The following is a 24,594-nucleotide window of genomic DNA, read 5'->3' on the forward strand; positions in this document are numbered from 1 at the left end:
ACCCCTTGCTAATTATACCTGATGGAGAGCAGAAGCCCCTTCCTTTTCAATCTCAACCTGCTCCTTTACGTACCTGTAGTAGTTAAACAGAGAATCAACAACTCCATTTTCTATGTTTGAAATGAGGTCCTCAAAGAGGAGAAAGGCCTCCTTCTTAAACTCAATAACTGGATCCCTCTGACCGTAACCTCTCCAGCCAATACTTTCTTTAATGTGGTCTAGAGCTCTTAAGTGCTCTCTCCAGTAGTGGTCAAGACGGTCAAGCATAACCATCCTTTCAATTTCCCTCAACTGTCCTTCACCAACTAAGCTCTCAAGCTCTTGGTACTTCTTAACTAAAGTATCGTAGATAATTTTGGCCAACTTCTCCCTGTCATTAAAGGCACCTTCAATCTGGAGCTCCACAAGCCCGTTGTAGGTCTCGGGAATCGGAAATTCAAAACCAAAGCGTGTTTCAAGGGTCTTCTTAAGGTCTTTAAGGTTCCACTCATCTGGCAACATACTCTCTGGAGCAAAGATGTCAACAAGTTCCCAAGCTATATCCTCAAAGAACCCAAGTATCTCCTCTTTAAAGTTCTCTCCTTCTAAGATTCTGTTCCTCTGCTCGTAGATAACCTTCCTCTGAACGTTGTAGACCTCATCGTACTCAAGGAGCCTCTTCCTAATCTGGAAGTTCTGCTCCTCAACCCTCCTCTGTGCGTTCTCAAGGGCCTTACTCACCATCTTGTGGGTTATTGGCTCATCCTCAGGAACGTTCATAATCTCCATCATCTTCTTAATTCTGTCCGAACCAAAGAGCCTCAGGAGGTTATCCTCTAAGGAAAGGAAAAATCTTGACTCTCCAGGATCTCCTTGCCTTCCGGCACGACCTCTTAACTGGTTGTCAATCCTCCTAGACTCGTTCCTCTCCGTTCCAATTATGTAAAGGCCTCCAAGCTCCTTAACTTTTTCCTTCTCTTTCTCGGTAATCTCCTTGTACTTTTTAAGAGTTTCCCTGTAAATTTCCTCGTACTTTTCCTTACCAACCTTCTCAGGAGTTATCCCTCTCTCTCTGAGCTCCCTCTTTGCAAGGAAGTCAGGGTTACCTCCGAGGAGAATATCAGTTCCCCTACCTGCCATATTTGTGGCGATAGTAACAGCCCCAAGCCTTCCTGCCTGAGCCACAATCTCTGCTTCCTTCTCGTGGTACTTAGCGTTAAGAACCTGATGGGGAATTCCCCTCTTCTTTAATAACCTTGATAGGTACTCTGAGTCTTCAATTGAGTTGGTTCCCACCAAAACTGGACGGCCAATCTTATAGTTCTTCTCAATTTCCTTTACTACCGCCTCAAACTTCGCCCTCTTTGTCTTAAAAATTAAGTCTGGATGGTCCTTCCTAATTACAGGTTTGTTCGTCGGAATAACTACAACATCAAGACCGTAGATCTCTTTAAGTTCAGCCGCTTCTGTCTCTGCAGTACCCGTCATACCAGCCAACTTCTTATAGAGCCTGAAGTAGTTCTGGAGAGTAATCGTCGCAAGGGTCTGGTTCTCAGCCTCAATCTTTACCCCCTCTTTCGCCTCTACTGCCTGGTGAAGACCGTCGCTCCAGCGCCTTCCCGGCATTATCCTTCCTGTAAACTCATCAACAATCACCACTTTTCCATCTTTAACTACGTAGTCAACGTCCTTCTTGAAGAGGTGGTGGGCCCTTAAAGACTGGATAATTGCGTGGAGGAGGTCTGAAAACTTTGGGTCGTAGAGGTTAAAGTCTTTCATTCCTGTCATTTTCTTTACAATCTCTTCCACCCTCTTAATTCCCTCGTCGGTCAAAACGGCAGTCTTGGTCTTCTCCTCTACCTTAAAGTCCCTATCTTTCTTAAGCTGGCGGACTATTCCATCTGCAATGTAGTAAACGTCAACGCTCTCCTCTGAAGGACCAGAAATAATTAAGGGAGTTCTTGCCTCATCTATGAGAATTGAGTCTGCCTCGTCAACTATTGCGTAGAAGAGGTCCCTTTGAACCTTATCCTCCTTTGAAAAGACCATGTTATCCCTTAAGTAGTCAAAACCAAACTCAGAGTTGGTTCCGTAGGTTATATCCCGAGAGTACATCTCCTTCCTTTCTTCCTTCTCCATCTGATTTTGGAGGAATCCAACGGTCAAACCTAAGTAGTTGTAGACAGGACCCATTAACTCGGCGTCCCTCTTAGCAAGGTAGTCATTAACGGTAACAATGTGAACGCCTTTACCCGCAAGGGCGTTAAGGTAGGCAGGAAGGGTTGCAACAAGAGTTTTACCCTCACCGGTCTTCATCTCCGCGATATTTCCTCTGTGAAGGACTATTCCACCTAAGAGCTGAACATCGTAGTGGCGCATCCCTAAAGTTCTCTTTGCAGCCTCCCTAACTGCAGCAAAGGCTTCAGGGAGGATTTTGTCCATGTACTTAAACTTCTCTTCGTCTGTAGGGAGTTTCTCTATCTCTGAACGCCACTTGGCAGTTAAAGACCGGAGCTCCTCCTTACTCTTCTTCTCAAACTCTTTCTCAAGGGAATTTATCCTTTCAACTATGGGCTTTAACTTCTTAATTACCCTTTCATTCCTACTTCCAAATATCTTGGTCAAAACAGCATTAATCATCCTTTCCTCCGGAATTAGTTTTAAACCTTAATTGAATCCATAAAAGTTGGAAGGATCTAGGGAGAAGCCCTTGGAGGTGAAGATGGAAGGTGGTAAGACGGTTTTAAACTAAAGGAGTAATTAAAGGAAATAGCGCTCCTTTCACCCCTTTCTCTAAGCTCCTGTTTAGATACAGCCTCTTTAGAAGTTTTACTAAGGATTAGTTCAACTTTCGGAGAGTCTTCAAACGAAAAAGAGTACCCTGTTGGCGTGTAGCTGCAGGTAAAGACCGTTAGAAAAACAATACCAACTATTAAGCTCTTAAATCTCATAGCCAATTAATAATATTTCATTCAAACTTAAATGTCAAAAACAGCACTCTGGTTTGGAAGTATTGGCTTAACCTTATCCCTAACGCCACAGACAAAGCTGTAACTGAGAAGCCTTTCAAGGGCTCTCTCCCCCTTCACGTAGTAGGGAATAACGTGCCAAGTTCCAAAGTGAATAGGAATCAGATACTTAGCTTTCAAAATCCTAAACCCCTTTACGGCCTCTTCAGGAGTCTGATGGAATTTCCTAAAGAAAGGCATAAAACCACCAATTGGAAGGAGAGCAAAATCTATCCCTTTAAACTTCTCAGCCCAGAGCTGGTACAGGTTCTCAGAAAAGGCCGTATCCCCTCCAAAGAGAAACTTCACTGAATCTACTTCAAAGACAAAACCTCCAACGCCTGTATCAGGGTAAAAGAGGTTTCTCCCCCTGTTGTGAAATACCGGAATTTTCGTTATTTTTACGTTTTTATAGGTAAAAGTTTCAAAGTCCTTAAGCTCAACAACCCTTTCGCTCTTTATGACCTTACCGCACTTTTCAGGTGTAACTATGGGGAACTTACCACCTAACCGCCTGATAGTTTTAAGGTCAAGGTGGTCGTAGTGGGCGTGGGAGATGAGAACGACATCAGGGGAGAGCTCTTCAGGCTCTTTTGAGGGAGGAACTAACCTCTTTATACCTCCTGCAGAAAAGGTAAGGAACGGATCGATTAAGACTTCCAAACCGCCAATCTTTACCGAGAAAGTTGAATGACCTAAATTTTCTATCTGTAGTGTCATGGAGTTGAGTTTATCAAACTTAGGGGAGATTACAATGGAAAAGGGATTTAGGGATATAGAGGAGTTTTTCCTCAGGGCAGAAAAGGAGATGCAGAAGAGCTCCACCATTACCCAGAAGAGGAGGAAAGCTCAAAAGACTGAAACGAGGGAAGAGCTCATCTCAAAGATAAAGAACCTAACCGAGAAGTTAAAGGGAAAGGATAGGAAGATTAAGGAGCTCTTTAGCGAGATTGCGGTCCTCCGAGATAAGCTTGAGGCTTACAGGAACAGAGAGAGAGAGCTTAAGAGGAAGGAAGAGGAACTAAAGCAAATAGACCAGTTTAAGAAAAGGATAAAAAACCTTCAGGAGGAAGTTTCAAAGCTTAAGGGAGAACTCAAGGAGAAGGAAAGCCAAATAGAGACTTTGAAAGCCCAGGAAGTTCCTAAACCTAAGGTAGAACTCTTCATTGAAGTAGCTCTAAACTCCGTATCTGAACTTGTAACCGGAAAGAATAAAGTAAAAGTTCTGTTTTCTAAAAGGTTCAGAAAAGACATGGTAAAGGAAGTCTCTGTTCGCCCCTTCCTCTTTAACAGCTTTATTTCCGCCCTTGAAAGGATTGAATCAACCTCAAGGCTCTTAAAGAGAGATGCAAAGCACGACATATACAGAATAAGGGTTACATCTCCCTACGGGGAGTACAGGGCTATCTACCTAAAGCTTGAAGGAGATACTGTAAAGTTCGTCCGCTTCGGCCAGAGGGACTCAATCTACAAGGAGCTTGATGCCTGCGGCTGGAGTTTCAGTTGATAATAAAGGACCTTGATAGAGTAAAGGAGGTTATCCGGCTAAGCAAAGAAGAGGAAGAAGCTTTTAAAGAGGTAACTAAAGTTTACCCTTTTTCCTCTAGTCTTTACTACTTAAAGGTTGCCTCAAGAAGCGATGCTGTAAGGAAAATGCTCCTTCCATCTCTAGAGGAAGTTGACCCTGAGGTTCAGAAGTTCGGACAGGATGACCCTCTAAACGAGGAGGGAGACAAAAAGACCCCCTTCCTAACCCACAGGTATCCAGACAGGGTTTTAATAGTTACAACGAATCAGTGTCCCGTTCTCTGCCGCTACTGTATGAGGAAGAGGAACTGGAAGTTAAAACCCTTCGTAATAGAAGACAGGGAGATAGACAGAGCCATTGAATATATAAAGGGAAATCCGAAAGTAAGGGACGTTTTAATCTCTGGAGGGGAACCCCTTTCCCTCCCTGTAGAGAAGCTGGAAAGGCTACTCATCGGGCTGAAAAGGATTGAAACCGTTGAAGTAGTTAGGATAGGAACCAGATTGCCAGTCGTTGACCCTGAAAAGGTTTTAAGGGAAGAACTGTTAGGCTTAATTGAGAAGGCTGAAAAGGTGTGGATAAACACCCACTTTAACCACCCAGACGAAATAACTCCTGAAGCTAAGGAAGCCTGCAGGGCTCTCTTAAAGAGCTCCGCTCCGGTAAACAACCAAACAGTCCTCTTAAAGGGAGTAAACGATTCGGCAGATACTCTAGAAAGGCTCTTTAGAGGCCTCCAGAAGATAAAGGTTCGCCCCTACTACCTGTTCCACTGCGATCCGGTAAAGGGAGTAATGCACTTTTCAACAACAATAACGAAGGGACTTGAGATTTTGAGGGAGCTCTTTAGGAGAATCTCTCCACTGGCAATTCCTTACTACGCAGTTGACGGCCTCGGAGGTTACGGAAAGGTTCCCCTTCTTCCCAAAAGGTTTAAAAAGGTAGGAGACCATTACACCTTTGAATCGTTTAAAGGAGAGATATTCACAATGGCGGATAGATAGATTAAAGGGGGAAGGGAATTCCCCCTAATTAGTAAACTGTAACCTCTCCGCTAACTAGCTTCTTCCAGGTGTTCTTCATATCTGCAAGGCAATCTCTAACTATAACTTCAACTTTTGGCTGGAAGGCCTCTGTAGGCTCAGAGCTCCTAACCTTCACATCAACGGCTAGAGGCTGGTTTACAGGCTTTCCGATCTGGCTCACCATGTAAACGTAAGCCTCTTCAATCTCAGGGATTTCCTCAACAACCTTCCTGGCGATTTCGTTTGAAGTTATGTTATAGAGCTTTCCGACGTGGGTAATTGGGTTCTTTCCTGCAGCTGCCTCAAGGCTCATAGGTCTATATGGGGTAATTAGACCGTTAACCCTGTTACCCCTTCCGACTTCTCCGTCGTCTCCGGCTTCGGCGCTCGTCCCAGTAACGGTTATGTAAACGTTACCCCTTTCTAGGTCGTCACCTGTGTTAACTTCAACCTCAACTTCACGGTCTGTAAACTTCTTTGCAACTTCAGTAGCTATCTTCTTAACGTTCTCCCTCTTCTGGGCATAGTCATTAACGTCCTTAACAAACCTATCAACGAAGGCACAGGCAACTGTAACCTTGATTTTCTCTCCAACCCTTACGCCCATTACTTTAATATCTTCGCCAATCTCAGGGTGGATCTTCTTTAATTCCTTATCGTTTAACCTCTTTTCAATGTGGTAGACAACGTTCTCAAGGTCGTCAAAGGGAGCGTATCCAACTCCAAAGGAAGTATCGTTTGAAAGGGAAACTCCCTCCTTAAGCTGCCTCATGTAGATATCTACAAGGTCAACAGAACCGGGTCTAATGTATGTATGAATCCTCACGTGATTTTCAGGGTCTATTGCATGGATGTTCTCCCTTAACCACTCCTTTGCACTTTCAACTGCAATCTCATCAACGGGAATCTCTACTCCCTTATACTCCTTAATAGCTCTACCAGAAAGGAAAATCTCTATAGGCTCCTTTACTTCCCCTCCGCCAAACTTTGGAAGTGCACTACCGCCGACTAAGAGGTTCTTATCAACGTTGTGGTGAAGAACAAAACCGAACTTCTCATAGTAGAACTTACACAGCTCAGCAGAGAGCTTTTCGGCCAAAGCATCACAGATTGTATCGGGATGTCCAAGACCCTTCCTCTCAACGATCTCAATCTCCTGAGCGTAAACAGGCATAGTATCAAGGGGGGTGACCTTAATGTTCATTTACCTGCCTCCTTCTATTAGGTAGGGTTAAAAAGTTTAAGTGAATATTATCAGCAATTGAGGAGCTCCTCAACAACCTCAATAACTTTTTCCGGCTTTAGGTCAACCATACACTTAAAGTGTCCCTCGGGACACTTCTTCCCTCCATGAAGGCCGCAGGGCCTACATTTAAGTCCCTTAAGTTCAACAAATTTTCCCCTACCGTAGGGAAAGAATCCAAAGTCGGGAACTGTAGCTCCGTAAACTTCAACAACGGGAGTGTTGAAGGCCGAAGCAACGTGAACGGGAGAAGAGTCGTTTGAAACTAGGAGTTTAGCTCCCTTTATAAGGGAAAAGAACTCCTTTAAAGAGGTTTTAGAGCAGAGGTTAATCCCTCTCCCCCCCATTAGCTCAAAAACTCTACTGCAGTAAACTTCATCAGACTTTGAACCAACTATTACAACTTTTAAACCCTTTTTTAGTAGGTAATTTCCTACCTCTGCATAGTACTCAGGGAGCCAAGCCTTTGTAGGCCAAACAGAACCGGGAGCTATTACTGCATATTCACCCTCTTTTAATGAAAACTTTGAAAGAGTTCTTTCATAAGTTGAAATAGTGAGGGGAATTTCCACCTCCCTATCGTAAACTAATGAGAAATCCCTCTCTAAAGGCTCAAGGAGTCCCAAGAGCCTCTCTACCTCGTGAAGCCCCTTTTTAAACTCGTGCTTAACTTTGTCTGTGTAGAGGAATGAAAAGCCTGCCCTGTCATAACCTATTCTCCTTGGAATTCCAGATAGAAAGAGGATTAGACTTGTTCTATGGGATCGGTGAGGTGATACGGCAAGGGAGTAATTTTCATTTCTGAGCTGTTTTGAGAACCTCCAGAATCCCTTCTTGTCAAAGGAAATTACTCTATCAACAGCCCAGAAGTCCTCAAAAACTCCCTCAAAGCCCTTTCTAACAACCAAGTGAACTTGAAAACCCGGAAAGCTCCTTTTTACCGATTTAATCAGGGGAGAAGTTAGAATGAGGTCTCCGAGGAAGGCTGTCTGAAATACGAGGATCTTGTTCAAATCTCTACCCCGGGGTTAAATGGTCGGGGCGGGGGGATTTGAACCCCCGACCTCTTGGTCCCGAACCAAGCGCGCTAACCAGGCTGCGCCACGCCCCGTGCCCCTTAAAAGATAGAGTTAAAACAACTACTTTTCAACCTTAACCTTCTCCGGCTTTACCCTTGCAAAACGCCTCTTACCCACTTGAAGGATAATCTCTTTACTTAAAACGTCTATTTTTGCGTTCTCGTCTAAGACTTTCTCTCCATCTACCCTTACTCCTCCTCCCCTTATCTGCCTCCTTCCTTCACTCGTTGATTTAACAAGGCCTGCCTCCTTTAAGAGGCGGGGAAGCCAAACGGGGTTTTCAGGAACTGTAATCTCAGGTTCAGGGATATTCTCAGGGAGCTCCCTCCTTGAAAAGACCCTTTCAAAGTGCTCCCTTGCCCTCTTTGCAGCCTCTTCCCCGTGGAAGGTCTTAACTATCGTTTCAGCAAGGCGCTTTTTGGCCTCCATCGGGTGGAGACGGCCCTCCTTAACTGCCCTCTCCATCTCCTCTATTTCCTCTTCAGGAACCCTGGTCACAAGCCTGTAGTAGCGCCACATGAGGTCGTCTGAAATCCTCATAACCTTTCCAAACTGCTCTTCAGGAGGCTCTAAGATGCCTATGTAGTTCCCGAGACTCTTGCTCATCTTCTGAACGCCGTCAAGTCCCTCTAAGATAGGCATCATTATACAGGCCTGCTCCTCTAAACCGTACTCCCTCTGAAGATGCCTTCCCATTAGGAGGTTAAACTTCTGGTCTGTTCCTCCAAGCTCAACGTCAGCCTTCAAGACAACAGAGTCGTAACCTTGAAGGAGAGGGTAGATGAACTCGTGAATGTGAATTGGACGGCCTTCCTTAAACCTCTTTTCAAAGTCGTCCCTCTCAAGCATCCTTGCAACTGTGTATTTTGATGAAAGCTTAATGAGGTCAGCGGCAGTCATACTCCCGAGCCACTCACTGTTAAAGACAACTACCGTCTTTTCCGGGTCTAGAATTTTGAAGACCTGCTGGGCATAGGTTTCAGCGTTCTTTAAAACTTCCTCCCTAGTAAGGGGCGGGCGGGTCTCACTCTTACCGGTGGGATCTCCAATCATCGCAGTAAAGTCGCCTATCAGGAAGTAAACTTCATGGCCGAGTTCCTGAAAGTCCCTTAACTTCCACAGCAATACTGTATGGCCAAGGTGAAGGTCTGGGGCGGTAGGGTCAAACCCAGCCTTAACCCTTAACTTCCTTCCGCTCTTTAACTTCTCTAGGAGCTCCTCCTCTCCTATTATCTCGGCAGTTCCCCTCTTTATGACCTTTAACTGCTCCTCAGGTGTCATTTCTCCTCCTGTAAAAGGATCTCCATGGCAGTTTCATCACAGTTTGGAAACTTAACGCAGTTTATACAGTCCCTCCAGATTTTCTGGGGGAGTTTCTCCTTATCTATGACCTTAAAGCCTAACTTCTCAAAGAACTTAACCTGATAGGTAAGGGTGAAGACCCTAAAAATTCCAAACTCTTTAGACTCTTCAAGGGCCTTTTTAACAAGGGCAGTTCCTATTCCCCTTCCAGTATGTTCCCTGTCAACTGCCAAGGAGCGTATCTCTGCCAAATCGCTCCAGAAGATAGTTAAAGCACAGGTTCCAAGCACCTTCCCCTCTTCCTCATAGACCCAGAAATCCCTAATGTTCTCGTAGATGCTCTGGATTGAACGGGGAAGCATAAGGCCCAGCTTAGCGTACTCGTTTATTAAAAGCTGAATTCTCTCAGCATCTTTGATTTTTGCCTTCCTTACTGTTCCTTTCAACTAACTCTCTCCCATCCTTAAGACTTTAACTGGCTGAGTCCTCGCTGCCCTTAAAGAGGGGTAAATTGTCGCAAGGACGCTTATTAATATAGCAGCTATAGCTGCAGTAAGACAGTCTACGAAGTGAAGTTTAAAGGGAAGGTGGTCAATGTAGTAAACGTCAGGAGGAAGGGGAATTAACCTGTACTTCTCTCCCAAGTAGGAAACAGAAATTCCTATCACCTCTCCTACAATTGTTCCAATTAAACCTATAAAAAGACCTTGAAGTATAAAAACCCTAAGTATAAAAGAGTCAAGAGCTCCCATAGCCTTTAAAATAGCTATGTCCTTTGCCTTGCTATTCACGTTTACCATTAAAAGGCTTGATATGTTAAACGAAGCTACAAGGACAATAAGGGTTAAGATTAAAAACATTGCAAGCTTCTCAAGCTTAAGGGCTGAAAAGAGGCTCTTATTAAGAGAAATCCAGTCCTGAACAGAGTACTCCTCCCCTAAAACCTCTTCAATTCTCTCCTTAACGAATGGGACGTTTTCAAGTTTATCCACATTTACCATTATCCCTGTAACAGAATTGCCTATTCCGAAAGCCCTTCTGACGTCGTCTACGTGGGCTAAGATGAGGGAAGAGTCAAACTGGTACATTCCGACTTCAAAAATTCCAACTACTATAAACTTAGCGGTCCTAGGTATAACTCCAAACGGGGTCTTTTTACCAAGTGGGGATATTACCTTTATAGTGTCTCCAACAGTTACGCCCAGAGTATCTGCAAGGATCCTCCCTACAACTACTCCGTTCTCTGCCCTTTTAAAGATCTCCCAGTCTCCTAAAACCATTCTATTAGGGATTGAAGTTACGCTTGGCTCAAGTTCTGGATAGCATCCCCTAATTGAAGCACTTGAAGACGCTACGGAGGACGAACCTACCGCCATTACAGGAACGTATATAAAGGGCTCTGCACCTACAACGTGGGGAATCTCCTCAATCTTCCTAAGGGCGTACTTATACTTATAAAAGGGCTTACTTCCCCTTTTAAGGACAATCACGTCTGCGTTTGCAGAGAGGAGCCTCTCCTTTATAGCATCCTGAAATCCTGTCATTACAGAGTTAACAACTATTAGAGCAGCAACTCCAATGACAACTCCAAGAACGGCTATAAAAAAGGCAAAGGAGGAATACCCCTTTGCCTTCACAGTCCTAAAAGCAAGCCACCTTAGAAGGGGGCTAAACAACCTACTCTACCTCGCAGATTTCCTCTCCACACTTCCTTTCTGGCCTTAGCTGTGGGAAGAGGAGAACTTCTCTAATTGAATCCTTATCCGTAAAGAGCATCACAAGCCTGTCAATTCCTATACCTTCACCTGCAGTCGGAGGCATTCCGTGTTCAAGGGCAGTTATGAAGTCTGCATCGTACTCCATAGCCTCCTCGTCTCCCTTAGCCTTTTCCTCAAGCTGCTGCTTAAACCTCTCCTCCTGCTCCTTAGGGTTATTAAGCTCCGTGTAGGCGTTGGCAACTTCTCTGCCGTAGATAAAGAGCTCAAACCTCTCAACGAGTTCAGGGTTATCCCTCTTCTCCTTTGCAAGGGGAGAGATTGCCTTAGGAAAGTCAATTACGAAGGTAGGCTGAATTAGCTCAGGCTCAACCAGCTTTTCAAAGAGCTCCTGAACCCTCTTAAAGTGACTGAGCTCCTCTGCCCTCTCTATTCCGACCTCTTTCGCCTTTTGAAGGACCTTCTCCTCATCATGGAGGAGCTCCTCTTCAGTTAAACCCGTCTTCTTTGAGAGCTCCCCAAGGTATGAAATCCTCCTGAAGGGCCTCTCAAAGGAGATCTTTGTTCCCTGGTACTCAATCTCCTTAACGCCTTTCCCGTACAGCCTTTCAAGGAGGAACTCAAAGAGCTCTTCAGTCATCTCCATAAGGTCGTAGTAGTCTGCGTAGGCCATGTACCACTCAACCATAGTGAACTCAGGGTTGTGGCGGGTACTTATACCCTCATTCCTGAAGTTCTTACCAAGCTCATAGACCCTCTCAAAACCGCCGACGATTAACCTCTTAAGGTAGAGCTCCGGAGCAATCCTCAGGTAAACGTCAATGTCAAGGGCGTTGTAGTGGGTTATGAAAGGCCTTGCAGCTGCACCTGAGGCAATAGGCTGGAGAACAGGAGTCTCAACCTCCAGAAATCCCCTGTTGTCAAGGAACTCCCTTACGGCCTTAATTACCTTAGTCCTTGTCCTGAATACTTCCCTAACTTCAGGGTTAACTATCAAGTCAAGGTAGCGCTGGCGGTAGCGCTTCTCTGTGTCCTTTAGGCCGTGCCACTTCTCAGGTAGAGGCCTTAAGGACTTTGTAAGGGGGGTCATCTCCTTAACTTCTAGAGTGAGCTCCCCGGTTCTGGTTCTAAAGAGGGTTCCCTTAACCCCAACTATGTCTCCAATATCAATTAGCTTCTTAAACACTTTATTGTAGAACTCCTCTCCTACAACGTCCCTCCTTATGTAGCACTGGATCCTTCCGCTCTCATCCTGAATGTGGAAGAAGGCAGCCTTACCCATAACCCTCATAGACATAATCCTTCCGGCAAGGGAGAACTCATCCTTCGGGAGCTCCTCCTTCTCCCTCTCCTCTCCTTCCTTAACCTTTCCAAACTTACCTATGAGCTCCCCAGCCTTAGCGTTTACCTCGTACTTATAGGCGTAAGGTTCATAGCCAAGCTCCTTTAATTTTTCAACCTTCTCCTTCCTCTGTTCCAAAATCCTCTCTTCAGCCATAACCACCTCTCAATGAACTTTTTAACAAAGCTAAAGGTAATGGGAAATTTTAAGAAAATTTGGGGTTTTTGGAGTATAATTCAAACCGGTTAAACGAATAAAAAGAGCTCTAAAGTCAAGGAGACAAGTTGATTATAAAACTTCTTGAGAAAATAGGAAGTGGAGTAATTTCCTTCTTTGAGTTCTGGGGAAGGTGGTTTATCCTATCAACTAAGGCACTACTCCTTGCATTTAAGAGGCCCTTAAGGTTAAACAGGTACATCTACTACCTTGCAACGATAGGAGCAGACTCCCTTCCGGTTATTGCCATCACCTCCTTCTTCACAGGAGGAGTTATAGCCCTTGAAACTTTCAAAGCCTTCCACCGGTTTAACGCAGAATACATGATTGGAATGGTAGTTGCAATAGCAATGGCAAGGGAGCTTGGACCAGTCCTTTCTGCCCTCTTAGTGGCAGCCCGCTCAGGCTCTGCAATGGCAGCTGAAATCGGAACAATGAAGGTAACGGAGCAGATAGATGCCCTTGAGATGATGGCAGTTAACCCGATAAAGTTCTTAATAACTCCAAGGATCTACACCTCAGTAATATCCCTCGTCTTCCTAACGGTTATCTCAGACATAATAGGGTACATAGGCGGATACGTTGTAAGCGTGTACCTATTCGGAGTTAACAAAACCCTCTACTTCAGGTATACCCAGGACTTTACAGATATGAACGACGTCTACCACGGTCTAATAAAGGCAGCAGTGTTTGGCTTTCTGGTTGCAACGATAAGCTGTCTCTACGGCTACTACACGAGGGGAGGAGCCAAGGGAGTTGGAGAATCTACAACTAAAGCTGTAGTAAGCTCCTCAATAGCAATACTAATCTTTGACTACTTGATAACTTATATCTTGAGGCTCTTTAACCTATGAGAGAGAAGGCAATAGTTGTTGAGAACCTAAAGAAGAGCTTTGGAACTAAAAAAGTTCACGATGGAGTCTCCTTTACAGTCTACGATGAAGAGATTTTCGTAATAATGGGACCTTCAGGAACCGGAAAGAGCGTCCTTTTAAAGCAGATTGCAGGACTGATAAAACCCGATGAGGGAAGGATTCTCGTTTACGGGAAAGACGTCCTTAACCTGAAGGATGAAGAGGAAAAGGAGAAGTTCAGGGAAACCTTAACCTACGTCTTTCAGAGTGGAGCCCTATTTGACTCATACCCAGTCTGGTACAACGTGGCATTCTACCTAATTGAGAAAAAGGGAGTTAAGGAGAAATTAGCAAGGGAAAAAGCCCGCCACTACCTTTCTCTCTTGGGTCTATCTGGAACTGAAGATCTATACCCGAGTGAACTTTCGGGAGGAATGAGGAAGAGGGTCGCCGTTGCAAGAGCCCTGTGTATGAACCCAAAGTGTATCCTCTTTGACGAGCCGACAAGCGGTCTAGACCCTGTTATGACTGCAATCCTTGATAGGCTGATTTTGAGGTTAAGGAAAGAGTTTAAGAAGACCTGTGTCGTTGTAAGCCACGATGTAAACAGTGCCTTTAGGATAGCAGATAGGATTGCAATCCTCTTTAAGGGAAAAATAGTTGAAATAGGTACTCCTGAGGAGATAAAGAGGAGCCAAAATCCTGTAGTTAAACAGTTTATAAACGGGGAACCTGAAGGGCCAATAACTGAAGTTCTGGAGCAGAAAAATGGGTAAGCTCAGTTTAGAGGCAAAAGTAGGAGCCTTCGTAGTTGCAAGTTTGATAGGCCTAGGAGTTATAGCTACAACCGTAGAGCCTATGAAGTTTAAGAGGGGAATAAAGAACTACTTCTACACCATAACGTTCAAAAATGCAGCAGGCCTTGAGAAGGACGCTCCCGTTAGGGTTGCAGGAGTCACCGTAGGTAAGGTAACTTCTGTTGAGGTTAAGGACGGTAAGGCCGTTGTTAGGATAACCCTTACGAAACCTGTAAAGCTCTACAGAAATGCAGTTGCGAAGATTGAAACTATGGGACTGATGGGAGAAAAGTACGTTGAGATTGACCCGGGAAGACCTCCGGCCCCTCCCCTACCCCCCGGATCAGAAATTAAGAACACCCAGATTCCCGCCTCAACCGACGAAGTCTTAAGCTCGTTAAATCAACTTCTAACAAAGTTCAATCAGGCTCTAATAACTCCAGATGGAAGGAACAGACTTGCAGTTATTATGGATAAAGTAGCTAAGTTAACTGACAGTGTTAACAGAGCAGTTAATCAGTTCAGTGACCTTGTTTCAGAAAACAAGGAAAGTATAAGGAAAGTTCTTGAAAATACTATGGCCTTAACTGAGAGCTTAAGGGAGGATTTACCCCAAGTAGTTGAGAACGTAAACCAGCTAACAGAACAGCTCTCTGAGATAACCTACGAAAACAGAGGAGATATTAGGAAGTTAGTAGTAAACTTGAGAGAAGCCTCTGAGAGAGCTCCCCAAATAGCCAAAAACTTAGATGAGATGAGCTTGAGGTTAAAGGAACTCCTAAACGAGGAAAACAGCAAAAAAATTGAGGAAACACTTACTAACATAGAGGAGACGACAAGGGAGCTTAAAGAGCTCCTCTCAAAGGTTAACGAAGGTAAAGGTACAGTGGGAAAGCTCTTTAACGATGAGAAACTCTACGCCAGCCTAACAAAGACTGCCGATACGCTGGGTAAACTCTCTGAGAAGATTGAAAAGACAAAAACCTACATAGGCTTTAGAGGAGACGTAAACACCAGAAACGGAGAAGGAAGGGGAATCTTTTCACTCCAGATTGTCCCCTCCCAGGACCACTACTATCTTATTGAAGTCGTCGGAGACTCTCAGGGTAAGGTTGAGAGGAAGAAGTACTACATAGAGACCTCAGGCCATCCTTACCGCAAGGAAGAGATTGAGACAGACTACAGAACGGAGTTCACACTCCAGTACGCAAGGGTATTTAAGGATAACTGGCTCCATCCGGGGAGCTCCTTCGTCCTAAGGGGAGGTCTCAAGGAAAGTACAGGAGGATTTGGTCTTGACTACATCTTTAACGATAAACTAACCTTTATGTCAGACATTTGGGATACAGGTAGGAAAGACTCAGACGGAGATGACATTCCTCCCCACTTAAGGATCGGAGCCAAGTACTTCTTTAAGAAGAACTGGTTTATCTACGGAGGAGGAGACGAGCTCCTCTACCACAAGTGGAGAGGTTTCTACATTGGAGCCGGTGTCCTATTTGGAGATGAGGACATTAAGTACTTCCTCGGTTCAATGCCAGGAGGGATAAAGTGATTGTAGTAGTTGACTACGGAATGGGAAACCTGAGGAGCGTTAGTAAAGCCCTTGAACACGTTGGAGCAAAGGTAAAGGTTTCAGATAGAGCTCAAGACTTAAAAGAGGCTTCAGGTATAGTTCTCCCCGGCGTTGGAGCCTTTAAGGACGCTGTGAAGAACTTAAAAGGTAAAGGTTTATGGGAGGCAATAGTTAAAGAGGTTGAAAGGGGAAAACCTCTCCTTGGAATATGTTTAGGCCTCCAGCTCCTCTTTGAAAAGAGCTACGAGTTTGGGGAGAACGAAGGCTTTGGTTTCATTAAGGGAGAAGTTGTTAAGTTTGAACTTCCAAAGGAATACAAAATCCCCCACATGGGGTGGAACCAGGTCTACAGGAGAAAGGAGAGCTCCCTACTAAAGGGCATCAAGGAAGGGGACTTCTTCTACTTCGTCCACTCATACTACGTTAAGCCAGAGGAAAGAGAAACTACTCTTACAGAAACGGACTACGGAATCTACTTTACATCCTCTGTTGAGAAGGATAACGTCTTTGGAGTCCAGTTCCACCCGGAAAAGAGCCAGAGGGTTGGGCTGAAGCTCCTTGAAAACTTCCTAAGGATTGTTAACTCCTCTTAGGGGGAAGCTTTACTTCCCTCCTTAACCTATCAACCTCCTCATCTGTAAGGTGGCGGTACTCTCCCGGAGGGAGCTCCCCAAGCTCTAAACTCCCGAACTTAACCCTCTTTAAAGCCTTAACTGGATGGCCGATTGCGGCAAACATCCTCTTAACCTGATGGTACTTCCCCTCTTTTATCGTTATCCTTGCCCTAGACTCCTCTTCACCGACCTCCAAAATCTCAACGACTGCAGGTTGAGCCTTAAATTCCTTAAGCTCAACCCCCTTCCTCAAAGGTTCAATTTCCTCCTCACTTAACCTTCCCTCAACAACTACCTCGTAGGTCTTTGGAACTTTCCACTTTGGATGGGTAAGCCTGTGGGCAAGCTCCCCGTCGGTAGTCATTAGAAGGAGGCCCTCTGCGTCCTTATCAAGCCTGCCAACCGGAAAGAGCTTTTCAAATCGGGGAATATCGCTAACGAGCTCCATAACCGTAAGTTCCCTATCCTTGGTTGAGGTAACGTAGCCTTCAGGTTTATTGAGAATAAGGTAGTAATCCCTTTCGTAGATAGCAGGCTCGCCATCAACTAAAACTTCATCCCTTTCCGGGTCAACCTGGTAGGCAGGGTCTTTCACCACTTCGCCGTTAACTGTAACGTGCCCCTTCCTTATTAACCTCTTAACCTGAGAGCGGGTTCCAAAACCTGCCTCGGCAAGGAGCTTATCAAGCCTCAAGATCTCCTCCTTTCTTCTCAATAAAAGCCTTAACTACCAGCCAGTAGAAGACAAAGAAGATAACAAGGTTTGAAAAAACAGTAGCAACTTTAATCAGTTTTGGATTTCCAAGGGTTGGAAGAACCTTCAGCTCTACTAAAGAGGCTACAGAAACGAAGAGGATAAAGTGGAATAGCCAGCTGATAACTACCTTCCACTGGGGAACTGATTTAATATCCTCTAAAATGAAGAGCTCAAGTGATTTTTTAAATGCAAAGAATAGAACGAAAACCGTTAAGAACATTAAAAAAGAGATAGTTATAACCGGAATAACGTGTAGGAACTTTGTGGCAAAGTACATTATTCCACTATTTATAAGGCCAAGAATAAAGTAGACGAAAAGGTAAAAGGCGGCTCCCTGAAGGTATTTCCCCATTAGCCTTCTCCAACCACTTTCTTAAGTGAGTACTTGAAAGTAAAGTAGAGAGCAACTAAGGAGAGGTTTAGGTAGATAAAAATAGCGAGGGACGGGTACTTAAACAGGTAAAATGAAAAGAAAAGGAGGAAGAAGGCTATTAAGACAAAGGGAACAAACTGCCAAAGCCAACCTATAGTGAGCCTCCTCCTATCCTCAACTCCAAAGTACTTAGAAATAATCTTAATGTAGGAAAAGTAAAGACCTGAAATCATAATTAAGGCCTGCAGGAAAGTACCTAAAAGGGGAGGAAGGTTAAACTTCATAAAGAGCCAGAGAAGTAGACTGTTCAACATGTAGATAAAGATGTAGATGTAAGCGTAGATAAGGAAAGCTTTTAACTCTCTATTCATCTATACACCCCTTTAGTACGAGTAGCCAAGACCCCTAAGCTGTTCAGGCCTACTCCTCCAGTCCTCCTTAACTTTAACCCAAAGCCTCAAGTAAATCCTCTTACCTAAGAGTTGCTCAAGTTCCTCACGGGCAAGCTGACCTATTTTCTTCAGCCTCTGACCGCCCTTTCCTATTATTATCGCCTTCTGAGAGTCCTTCTCAACTATTATGTCTGCATCAATTACAAGCATATCGGGATTTTTGTCTCCAGGCTGAATGTTTACAACCTGAACAGTTGTAGCGTGGGGGACTTCCTCTCTCGTTAAGAGCATAATCTTTTCCCTGATTATCTCCGCTATGAACTGCTCCAGCGGTTGGTCGGTAACCATGTGCTCTTCGTAGTACTTCGGGCCTTCAGGTAGATACTTAACTATCAGGTCAAGGAGCCTATCTAGGTTCGTTCCCCTGGTGGCAGAAATCGGAACAATCTCATCAACAAAGGGAAATTCCTTACTGATCTGATCTATGAGGGGTAGGAGCTCCTCCTTCTTAACCCCGTCTATCTTGTTTATAACAACGATAACCTTCGTATCCTTCCTCTTCTCCTGACCGATCCTCTCAAGAATTTTCCTGTCTGCCTCAGTAAGACCTTCCCTTGCGTCAATGAGGAAGAGGATAACGTCTGCATCGGGAATAACGCTAAAGGCAATCTCGTTCATGTACTTGTTAAGTTCAAACTTCTCCTTGTGAATTCCCGGAGTATCAAGGAAAACTATCTGAGCGTCCTCCATGTGCTTTACGCCTATAATCCTGTGGCGGGTCGTTTGAGGCTTATCTGTAACTATGGCAACTTTTGTCCCCAGAAGGCTGTTTAAGAGGGTAGATTTCCCAACGTTCGGCCTTCCAAGAATCGCAACGTAACCTGACTTAAACTTCTTACCGTTACTTTCCAACTCTCTCCTCCAAAAATCTTTTAAGTTTTCTAACGTCTAATTTAATCTGTTTGCCGAGCTCTTCAACGCTACTGAAGGAAATTTCAGGCCTTAAGAACTTCAAAAACTCAACTCTTACCTCTTTACCGTAAAGGGAAGGAAGGTTCTCTTCAGGAACGTGAACTTCTAAGAGGGGCTCTAAGGTGCCAAAAGTCGGCCTCACCCCATAGTTTGCAACGCCGTAAAAGCTTTTACCGTCAAAGCTCAATCTAACTACGTAAACACCCCTTTTAAGGGGGAGCTCCCTCCCTACGTCAACGTTAAGCGTAGGAAAGCCAATCTTCCTTCCCAACTTCCTCCCCTCTACAACCTTTCCAATAACGAAGAAGGGAAAACCGAGGAGCTCATTAGCTTCCTCAACATTCCCTTGTAAAAGGAGGTCAAAAATCCTGCTCGTTCCTACCTTCCCCCCGTTGAACTCAACCGTATCAACAGGGATAACCTCTATTCCAAACTCCCTCCCCAGCCTTAAGGCCTCCTTTACCCCAGCGCTCCTTCCCCTTCCAAACCTCCAGTCCTTACCAACGATAAGCTTTGAACAGCCAAAGTCCTTTAAGAGCTTAAAGAACTCCTCCGGGGAGAGGTCTTTTACTTTGGAAAATGGAATATCAATAACCTCAACTCCTAAGTCCCTAATTATCTCTCTCCTCTCCCTATCTGAAAGGAGCTCAATTCCCTTCCCCCTTATTGAGATTACCTTTACGTTACCACACCTCTTCCTTGCCTCTTCAATTAACTTCCTATGGCCAACGTGGAAGGCGTTAAACTTCCCTACCGTGCAACAGACTCCTTGCAATCTCAACCCCACTGCTAGTACCTATCCTATCTGCCCCTGCATTTAGGAATCGCTTAACCTCCTCTAAAGTCCTTATTCCCCCTGCAGCCTTAACCTTTACCCCCTTTCCACACCAGTCCTTTAAATTCTCAACGTCGATTATAGTTGCTCCATAGGAACCGTAACCTGTAGAAGTCTTAACGAAATCCCAGCCACAGTCAGAGGCAAGGCGGCAGAGAGTCCTCTTCTCTTCCTCCGTTAAGTAGCAGCACTCCAGTATAAGTTTTAAAACTGCATCCGAAGCTTCATTTCTAATTTCTAAGAGCTCCCTCTCTATAGAGGCCCAGTCCCCCTCTTTAACGGCACCAAGGTCAACTACAACGTCAAGTTCCCCTGCTCCCTGATTTAAAACGTAAGAAACTTCACTCAGCTTAAGTTCGGTGGGGACTGTAGACAGGGGAAAACCTATAACGGCACAGACCTTCTCCTTCGGAAGGACTAACCTTGCCGTTGAAACGTGTTTTGGGAAAACGCACAGAGTTGCAAAACCGTACCTCTTAGTATCTTCAGCAGCTTCAAGGACTTTTGCCCTTACAACCGTAGCCTTCAAGACGGAATAGTCTATCTTTGAAAGGAGAAACTCTTCATCCATGGTTAACTCCAAATAACATGAGGTTTAAATTAAGATTTTATCAGGAGGATAAAAATGAGGCTTAACAAGTTTTTAGCATACGCAGGACTTGGAGCAAGGAGAAAGGTAGAGGAACTCATAAAACAGGGAAGGGTTGAGGTAAACGGGGAAATAGTTGATTCCCCTGCAGTTGAAGTTGACCCCAAAAAGGACGTAGTAAAGGTTGACGGAGAAAGAGTAAGGCTCCCGAAGAAGTTTGTTTATATAGCCTTTAACAAGCCACAGGGAGTATTAACTGCTATGGAGAGGGCTCCCGGCGATAAAAGGCCAATCGTCGCCGACTACTTTAGACACTACCCTGTTCGCCTATTCCCAGTTGGAAGGTTAGACTACAACACCGAAGGCCTCTTGATAATGACAAATGACGGTGAGCTTGCAGACAGGCTTGCCCACCCCCGCTACCACGTCCCGAAAACCTACATAGCGAAGGTCAAGGGAAAGGTAAAGCCTGCAGAAATAGAGAGGATGAGGAAGGGGGCTCTCTTAGTTGACGATAAGGGAAAGAAGTTCTTCATCAAACCCATTGACGTTAAGCTCCTTCACCCCAGCAAAACGGGAAGGAACACTTACGTTCAGATAACAATAGACCAGGGAAAGAACAGAGTGGTAAGGCGCTTCTTTGACAGGTTTGACCATGGAGTTTTAAAGTTAAAGAGGGTTGCAGTAGGGCCAGTTAAACTGGGGAACCTTCCAAAAGGCCACTACAGGGAATTAACTCCCGAAGAGGTTAAAAAGCTAAAGCAGGCTGCAGGAATGGAGGAAAAGTGATAGTAATAGCAGGGCCTTGCGTCATTGAAGATAGAGAAACGGTCTTTAAGGTGGCTAAAGCTGCTAAGAAGCTCCAGTCCGCTCATCCCGAGCACACCTTCATTTTTAAAGCCTCCTTTGATAAGGCTAATAGGAGCTCCCTCTCCTCTTACAGGGGACCAGGGATAGAAAAGGGGCTTGAAATCCTAAGAGAGGTTAAAGAGAAGTTCTCCCTTCCAGTAACAACAGACATACATGAGCCTTGGCAGGCAGAAGAGGTTGCAGAAGTCGTTGACGTCATTCAAATTCCAGCTTTCCTGTGCCGACAGACGGACCTTTTAGTAGCTGCAGCAAGAACCGGTAAGACGGTGAACATTAAAAAGGGCCAGTTTATGGCTCCCTGGGACATGGAAAACGCAGTAGAAAAAGTCAGAAAGAGCGGGGGAAAAGAGGTCTGGACTACTGAGAGGGGAACCACCTTCGGGTACAATAACCTTGTCGTTGACTTTCGCTCAATTCCAATAATGAAGGAGTTTTCAGACAGGGTTATATTTGACGCAACCCACTCAGTCCAAAAGCCCGGCGGTCTTGGAAGGGTGAGCGGAGGAGATAGGGAGTTCGTTCCTTACCTTTCACGGGCAGCAGTTTCAGTTGGTGTAGATGGTCTATTCTTTGAAACCCATCCAGAACCGGATAAAGCCCTTTCAGACGGTCCCAACATGGTACCTTTGAAGGAATTTAAACCTTTAATTGGTAAACTGTTCAGACTTGAAAAGTCCGTTAGGGAGCTCTTTAATGGAAGATAATAAGAGAATAAAAGAAATCTTAAACAGAATAAAGAAAGAGTACAAAAAGTGGAACCCACCGGTAGTAAGCTTTATGGCAGAAAGTGGTAGTGACCCTTTTAAAATACTCGTAGCAACTGTTTTGAGTTTAAGGACGAAGGACGAAGTAACGGCAAAGGCAGCCAACAGACTTTTTCAGGTTGCAGACACTCCGGAGAAACTCCTAAAGTTGAAAGAGAAGGAAATAGCTTCCCTGATATACCCGGTAGGTTTTTACAAAAGAAAGGCTAAACAGTTAAAAGAGATAGCGAGAATCCTCGTTGAAAACTACAAAGGAAAGGTTCCAGACTCCCTTGAGGAGCTCCTAAAACTACCGGGAGTTGGAAGGAAAACTGCAAACCTTGTAATAACTGAAGCCTACGGTAAAGACGGAATATGTGTTGATACCCACGTTCACAGGATAACAAACAGGCTCGGCTACGTTAAGACGAAAACCCCTGAAGAAACGGAAATGGCTCTAAGGAAGAAATTACCAAAGGAACTCTGGAAGGAGATTAATAAGCTCTTAGTAGCCTTAGGTCAAACCATATGTCACCCAACATCTCCAAAGTGCTCCCAGTGCCCTGTAAACGAGCTTTGTCCCAAAATCGGAGTTGAAAGGAGCAGGTAATGGGTATATCCCCTCTACTAACAGACCTGTACGAAATAACAATGCTTTACGCTTACTTTAAAAATGGAAAAACGGAAGAAGCCTCCTTTGAGCTCTTTACGAGGGAGCTCCCAAAAAACAGGAACTACCTTATTTTTGCAGGTCTTCCTTGGGTTGTTGAATTTGTAGAAAACCTCCACTTTTCAAATGAAGATATAGACTACATCTACTCCTTAAAGATTTTCCCTGATGACTTCCTTGACTTCCTAAAAGGTTTCAGGTTTACCGGGAAAATCTACTCAATGAAAGAGGGAGAAATATTCTTCCAGAATGAGCCAGTCATAAGGGTTGAAGCCCCTATATACCAAGCTCAGCTATTAGAAACAACTCTAATGAACCAAGTTCATATCTCTTCACTAATAGCTTCCAAAGCTGCAAGGGTATATACAGTTTCAGGTGGAAGGAAGTTAGCAGACTTTTCACTAAGGAGAACCCACGGAGTAGATGCAGGAATCAAGGTTGCATATTCAACCTACTTAGCAGGATTTGACGGAACGTCCAACGTTCTAGCCGGCAAACTCTTTGGAATTCCAGTAATTGGGACTGTAGCCCACTCTTTCATAATGGCCTTTAACAGTGAGGAAGAGGCGTTCAGGGCTTACCTTAAAGCATTTCCGGAAAAAGCAGTCCTACTAGTTGATACCTACGATACGGTAGAGGGAGTAAAAAGGGCGATAAGAGTTGCAAAGGAGCTTGGAGTAAAGCTAAAAGGAATTAGGCTAGATAGCGGAGACGTCGTTAAACTTTCAAAGGTAGCAAGGGAGCTCCTAGACGAGGCAGGCTTTACAGATTGCAAAATCATAGTCAGCGGAGGTTTGGACGAGTACAGAATAGCCCAAATAGTGAGGGAGGGAGCTCCAGTTGACTCTTTCGGAGTTGGAACAAAAGTCGGAACTTCCGCCGACTCTCCCTACATAGACTTTGTTTACAAGCTAGTTCAAATCGGAAACCGACCGATAATGAAAATGAGCCCCGGAAAGAAAATGTATCCGGGTAAGAAGCAAGTATTTAGACAGGAAGGTCAAGATCTACTAACCCTTGAGAGTGAAAAGCACACCGGTAAACCTCTCCTTGAACTTGTAGTAAAGGATGGAAAGAGAGTAAAGAACCTACCGACCCTCACTGAGGCAAGGGAATACTGTTTGGAAAACCTAAGTAAACTACCGCCTCAGCTTAAAGATATCTACTCAAAAGCTTACTACCCTGTAGTTGTGAGTAAAGAACTTGAGGAACTCTACGAGAAACTTGAGAAGGAACTAACGGAGGACCAATGATCAATCCGAGAATAATAACGATAGACGGTCCAGCGGGAGCCGGTAAAAGCACATTAGCAAAAGAAATCTCAAAGAGGTTCGGCTATACACACCTTGACAGTGGAGCAATCTACAGGGCAATAGGTTTTGCATCAAAAGAAATGGGAATAGACCTAAATAATGAAATAGAAGTTCTGGAAATAGCTAAGAAACTTAAAATAGAACTCAAAGGCTCAAGAGTCTTCGTAAACGGTAAAGATGTAACTGAGGAAATAAGAACACCTGAAGGAGGAGTTCTTGCATCTCAGGTAGCCCAACACAGAGAGGTAAGGGAAGTAGTTGTAAAGATCCTAAGGAACCTAGCACAGGGAAAGAAAGTTGTAATAGATGGTAGAGATGCAGGAACCTACATCTTCCCTGAAGCCCAGCTGAAAATCTACCTTACAGCTTCTCCGGAGGAAAGGGCTAAAAGGAGATACAGGGAGCTGGTAGAAAAGGGGTTCAAAGTTAGCTACGAGCAGGTCCTTAAGGAAGTGGTAGAGAGGGACAAAAAGGATAAAAGCAGGAAATTTGCTCCCCTTACAGTCCCTAAGGGAGCAGTTATTATAGACTCTACAGGCAAAAGCCTTGAGCAAGTTTTAAACGAAGTTAAAAAGCTAATAGACCCCTAAAATCTATTGACACAGGAAATGGGATTTCCTATATTTCCCAGCGTCAAGTTTGAAAGCCTCAAAAGAGGTTGACAAAGGAAGACAAAAGGCCTAAATTAGAGGCCGCTGAACGAAAGAGGTCTTTGACAGGAGAATAAGGGACACGCACCTGCGGAGAGAGAGCAAGCCTACTTAGGCTTTCAATTGAGGTGTTCCGCAGGTTTTCAGTGAAA

26 protein-coding genes and 1 tRNA gene are annotated in these 24,594 nt (G+C 44.6%); 11 read left to right on the plus strand and 16 right to left on the minus strand.

The window, feature by feature from the left end:
- Positions 1 to 12: 12 nt before the first annotated feature.
- Genes secA through C7457_RS04955 form a run of 3 tightly spaced genes read right to left on the minus strand, consistent with a single transcriptional unit; the run spans position 13 to position 3,707 of the window.
- On the minus strand, positions 13 to 2,619 hold the full coding sequence (gene secA, locus C7457_RS04945) for a preprotein translocase subunit SecA (RefSeq protein WP_121170567.1): 2,607 nt from the start codon (positions 2,617 to 2,619) through the stop codon (positions 13 to 15).
- A 56-nt stretch (positions 2,620 to 2,675) separates the two neighbouring features.
- Positions 2,676 to 2,930: a hypothetical protein gene (locus C7457_RS04950; protein WP_121170569.1), complete on the minus strand. Its 255-nt coding sequence runs from the start codon at positions 2,928 to 2,930 to the stop codon at positions 2,676 to 2,678.
- A 27-nt stretch (positions 2,931 to 2,957) separates the two neighbouring features.
- The gene (locus C7457_RS04955; protein ID WP_121170717.1) at positions 2,958 to 3,707 is read right to left on the minus strand and encodes an MBL fold metallo-hydrolase; all 750 of its coding nucleotides are present in this window, start codon (positions 3,705 to 3,707) and stop codon (positions 2,958 to 2,960) included.
- Positions 3,708 to 3,741: 34 nt separating this feature from the next.
- On the opposite strand from C7457_RS04955, the gene C7457_RS04960 reads away from it, so the two are divergent.
- The gene (locus tag C7457_RS04960) at positions 3,742 to 4,494 is read left to right on the plus strand and encodes a coiled-coil domain-containing protein (RefSeq protein WP_121170571.1); all 753 of its coding nucleotides are present in this window, start codon (positions 3,742 to 3,744) and stop codon (positions 4,492 to 4,494) included.
- A complete protein-coding gene (locus C7457_RS04965) occupies positions 4,491 to 5,519 on the plus strand; it encodes a KamA family radical SAM protein (RefSeq protein WP_245939587.1) in 1,029 nt (342 codons plus the stop codon). Before C7457_RS04960 ends, C7457_RS04965 begins: the two co-directional genes overlap by 4 nt.
- A 28-nt stretch (positions 5,520 to 5,547) precedes the next feature.
- Here the strand turns inward: C7457_RS04965 and C7457_RS04970 are convergent, their stop codons facing one another.
- The 7 genes from C7457_RS04970 to lysS all read right to left on the minus strand — a co-directional run bounded on the left by C7457_RS04970 (position 5,548) and on the right by lysS (position 12,377).
- On the minus strand, positions 5,548 to 6,744 hold the full coding sequence (locus C7457_RS04970; RefSeq protein WP_121170575.1) for a methionine adenosyltransferase: 1,197 nt from the start codon (positions 6,742 to 6,744) through the stop codon (positions 5,548 to 5,550).
- A 50-nt stretch (positions 6,745 to 6,794) separates the two neighbouring features.
- The gene (gene waaF / locus C7457_RS04975) at positions 6,795 to 7,796 is read right to left on the minus strand and encodes a lipopolysaccharide heptosyltransferase II (protein ID WP_121170577.1); all 1,002 of its coding nucleotides are present in this window, start codon (positions 7,794 to 7,796) and stop codon (positions 6,795 to 6,797) included.
- Positions 7,797 to 7,816: 20 nt separating this feature from the next.
- Positions 7,817 to 7,894, minus strand: a tRNA-Pro gene (locus C7457_RS04980).
- Positions 7,895 to 7,922: 28 nt separating this feature from the next.
- On the minus strand, positions 7,923 to 9,143 hold the full coding sequence (gene tyrS, locus C7457_RS04985) for a tyrosine--tRNA ligase (protein ID WP_121170579.1): 1,221 nt from the start codon (positions 9,141 to 9,143) through the stop codon (positions 7,923 to 7,925).
- The gene (locus tag C7457_RS04990; RefSeq protein ID WP_121170581.1) at positions 9,140 to 9,610 is read right to left on the minus strand and encodes an N-acetyltransferase; all 471 of its coding nucleotides are present in this window, start codon (positions 9,608 to 9,610) and stop codon (positions 9,140 to 9,142) included. Before C7457_RS04990 ends, tyrS begins: the two co-directional genes overlap by 4 nt.
- Positions 9,611 to 10,840: an ABC transporter permease gene (locus C7457_RS04995; RefSeq protein WP_121170583.1), complete on the minus strand. Its 1,230-nt coding sequence runs from the start codon at positions 10,838 to 10,840 to the stop codon at positions 9,611 to 9,613.
- A 1-nt stretch (position 10,841) separates the two neighbouring features.
- Positions 10,842 to 12,377: a lysine--tRNA ligase gene (gene lysS / locus C7457_RS05000; RefSeq protein ID WP_121170585.1), complete on the minus strand. Its 1,536-nt coding sequence runs from the start codon at positions 12,375 to 12,377 to the stop codon at positions 10,842 to 10,844.
- A 128-nt stretch (positions 12,378 to 12,505) separates the two neighbouring features.
- Here lysS and C7457_RS05005 point away from each other — a divergent pair, with 128 nt between their 5' ends.
- Genes C7457_RS05005 through hisH form a run of 4 tightly spaced genes read left to right on the plus strand, consistent with a single transcriptional unit; the run spans position 12,506 to position 16,257 of the window.
- Positions 12,506 to 13,291: an MlaE family ABC transporter permease gene (locus C7457_RS05005; RefSeq protein ID WP_245939588.1), complete on the plus strand. Its 786-nt coding sequence runs from the start codon at positions 12,506 to 12,508 to the stop codon at positions 13,289 to 13,291.
- Positions 13,288 to 14,067, plus strand: coding sequence for an ABC transporter ATP-binding protein (locus C7457_RS05010; protein ID WP_121170587.1), 780 nt, complete (start codon positions 13,288 to 13,290; stop codon positions 14,065 to 14,067). Before C7457_RS05005 ends, C7457_RS05010 begins: the two co-directional genes overlap by 4 nt.
- The gene (locus C7457_RS05015; protein ID WP_121170589.1) at positions 14,060 to 15,643 is read left to right on the plus strand and encodes an MlaD family protein; all 1,584 of its coding nucleotides are present in this window, start codon (positions 14,060 to 14,062) and stop codon (positions 15,641 to 15,643) included. The genes C7457_RS05010 and C7457_RS05015 overlap by 8 nt, the downstream gene beginning before the upstream one ends.
- A complete protein-coding gene (gene hisH, locus C7457_RS05020) occupies positions 15,640 to 16,257 on the plus strand; it encodes an imidazole glycerol phosphate synthase subunit HisH (RefSeq protein WP_121170591.1) in 618 nt (205 codons plus the stop codon). The genes C7457_RS05015 and hisH overlap by 4 nt, the downstream gene beginning before the upstream one ends.
- Here the strand turns inward: hisH and C7457_RS05025 are convergent.
- The 6 genes from C7457_RS05025 to deoC are packed head-to-tail and all read right to left on the minus strand — an operon-like array spanning position 16,244 to position 20,178.
- Positions 16,244 to 16,972, minus strand: coding sequence for a pseudouridine synthase (locus C7457_RS05025; RefSeq protein ID WP_121170593.1), 729 nt, complete (start codon positions 16,970 to 16,972; stop codon positions 16,244 to 16,246). The genes hisH and C7457_RS05025 overlap by 14 nt on opposite strands.
- A complete protein-coding gene (locus tag C7457_RS05030; RefSeq protein WP_121170595.1) occupies positions 16,962 to 17,387 on the minus strand; it encodes a hypothetical protein in 426 nt (141 codons plus the stop codon). Before C7457_RS05030 ends, C7457_RS05025 begins: the two co-directional genes overlap by 11 nt.
- The gene (locus C7457_RS05035; protein WP_121170597.1) at positions 17,387 to 17,779 is read right to left on the minus strand and encodes a hypothetical protein; all 393 of its coding nucleotides are present in this window, start codon (positions 17,777 to 17,779) and stop codon (positions 17,387 to 17,389) included. Before C7457_RS05035 ends, C7457_RS05030 begins: the two co-directional genes overlap by 1 nt.
- Before the next feature lie 12 nt (positions 17,780 to 17,791).
- Complete coding sequence (gene era, locus C7457_RS05040; RefSeq protein ID WP_121170599.1) at positions 17,792 to 18,712, minus strand: GTPase Era; 921 nt, start codon at positions 18,710 to 18,712, stop codon at positions 17,792 to 17,794.
- A complete protein-coding gene (gene ribF / locus C7457_RS05045; RefSeq protein WP_245939589.1) occupies positions 18,702 to 19,547 on the minus strand; it encodes a bifunctional riboflavin kinase/FMN adenylyltransferase in 846 nt (281 codons plus the stop codon). The genes era and ribF overlap by 11 nt, the downstream gene beginning before the upstream one ends.
- Positions 19,513 to 20,178, minus strand: a complete 666-nt coding sequence (gene deoC / locus C7457_RS05050) for a deoxyribose-phosphate aldolase (RefSeq protein WP_121170603.1) — start codon at positions 20,176 to 20,178, stop codon at positions 19,513 to 19,515. Before deoC ends, ribF begins: the two co-directional genes overlap by 35 nt.
- 54 nt (positions 20,179 to 20,232) lie before the next feature.
- Here deoC and C7457_RS05055 point away from each other — a divergent pair, with 54 nt between their 5' ends.
- Genes C7457_RS05055 through cmk form a run of 5 tightly spaced genes read left to right on the plus strand, consistent with a single transcriptional unit; the run spans position 20,233 to position 24,382 of the window.
- A complete protein-coding gene (locus tag C7457_RS05055) occupies positions 20,233 to 20,985 on the plus strand; it encodes a pseudouridine synthase (protein ID WP_121170605.1) in 753 nt (250 codons plus the stop codon).
- On the plus strand, positions 20,982 to 21,770 hold the full coding sequence (gene kdsA / locus C7457_RS05060; protein ID WP_121170607.1) for a 3-deoxy-8-phosphooctulonate synthase: 789 nt from the start codon (positions 20,982 to 20,984) through the stop codon (positions 21,768 to 21,770). The genes C7457_RS05055 and kdsA overlap by 4 nt, the downstream gene beginning before the upstream one ends.
- Positions 21,760 to 22,419, plus strand: a complete 660-nt coding sequence (locus tag C7457_RS05065; protein WP_121170614.1) for an endonuclease III domain-containing protein — start codon at positions 21,760 to 21,762, stop codon at positions 22,417 to 22,419. Before kdsA ends, C7457_RS05065 begins: the two co-directional genes overlap by 11 nt.
- On the plus strand, positions 22,419 to 23,732 hold the full coding sequence (locus C7457_RS05070) for a nicotinate phosphoribosyltransferase (RefSeq protein ID WP_121170617.1): 1,314 nt from the start codon (positions 22,419 to 22,421) through the stop codon (positions 23,730 to 23,732). The genes C7457_RS05065 and C7457_RS05070 overlap by 1 nt, the downstream gene beginning before the upstream one ends.
- Positions 23,729 to 24,382 carry a (d)CMP kinase gene (gene cmk / locus C7457_RS05075; protein ID WP_121170619.1) on the plus strand — a complete coding sequence of 218 codons (654 nt, stop codon included), beginning with the start codon at positions 23,729 to 23,731 and terminating at the stop codon, positions 24,380 to 24,382. The genes C7457_RS05070 and cmk overlap by 4 nt, the downstream gene beginning before the upstream one ends.
- The last annotated feature ends 212 nt before the right edge of the window (positions 24,383 to 24,594 follow it).

The sequence above is a fragment of the Thermovibrio guaymasensis genome (assembly GCF_003633715.1).
Lineage (GTDB): Bacteria > Aquificota > Aquificia > Desulfurobacteriales > Desulfurobacteriaceae > Thermovibrio > Thermovibrio guaymasensis.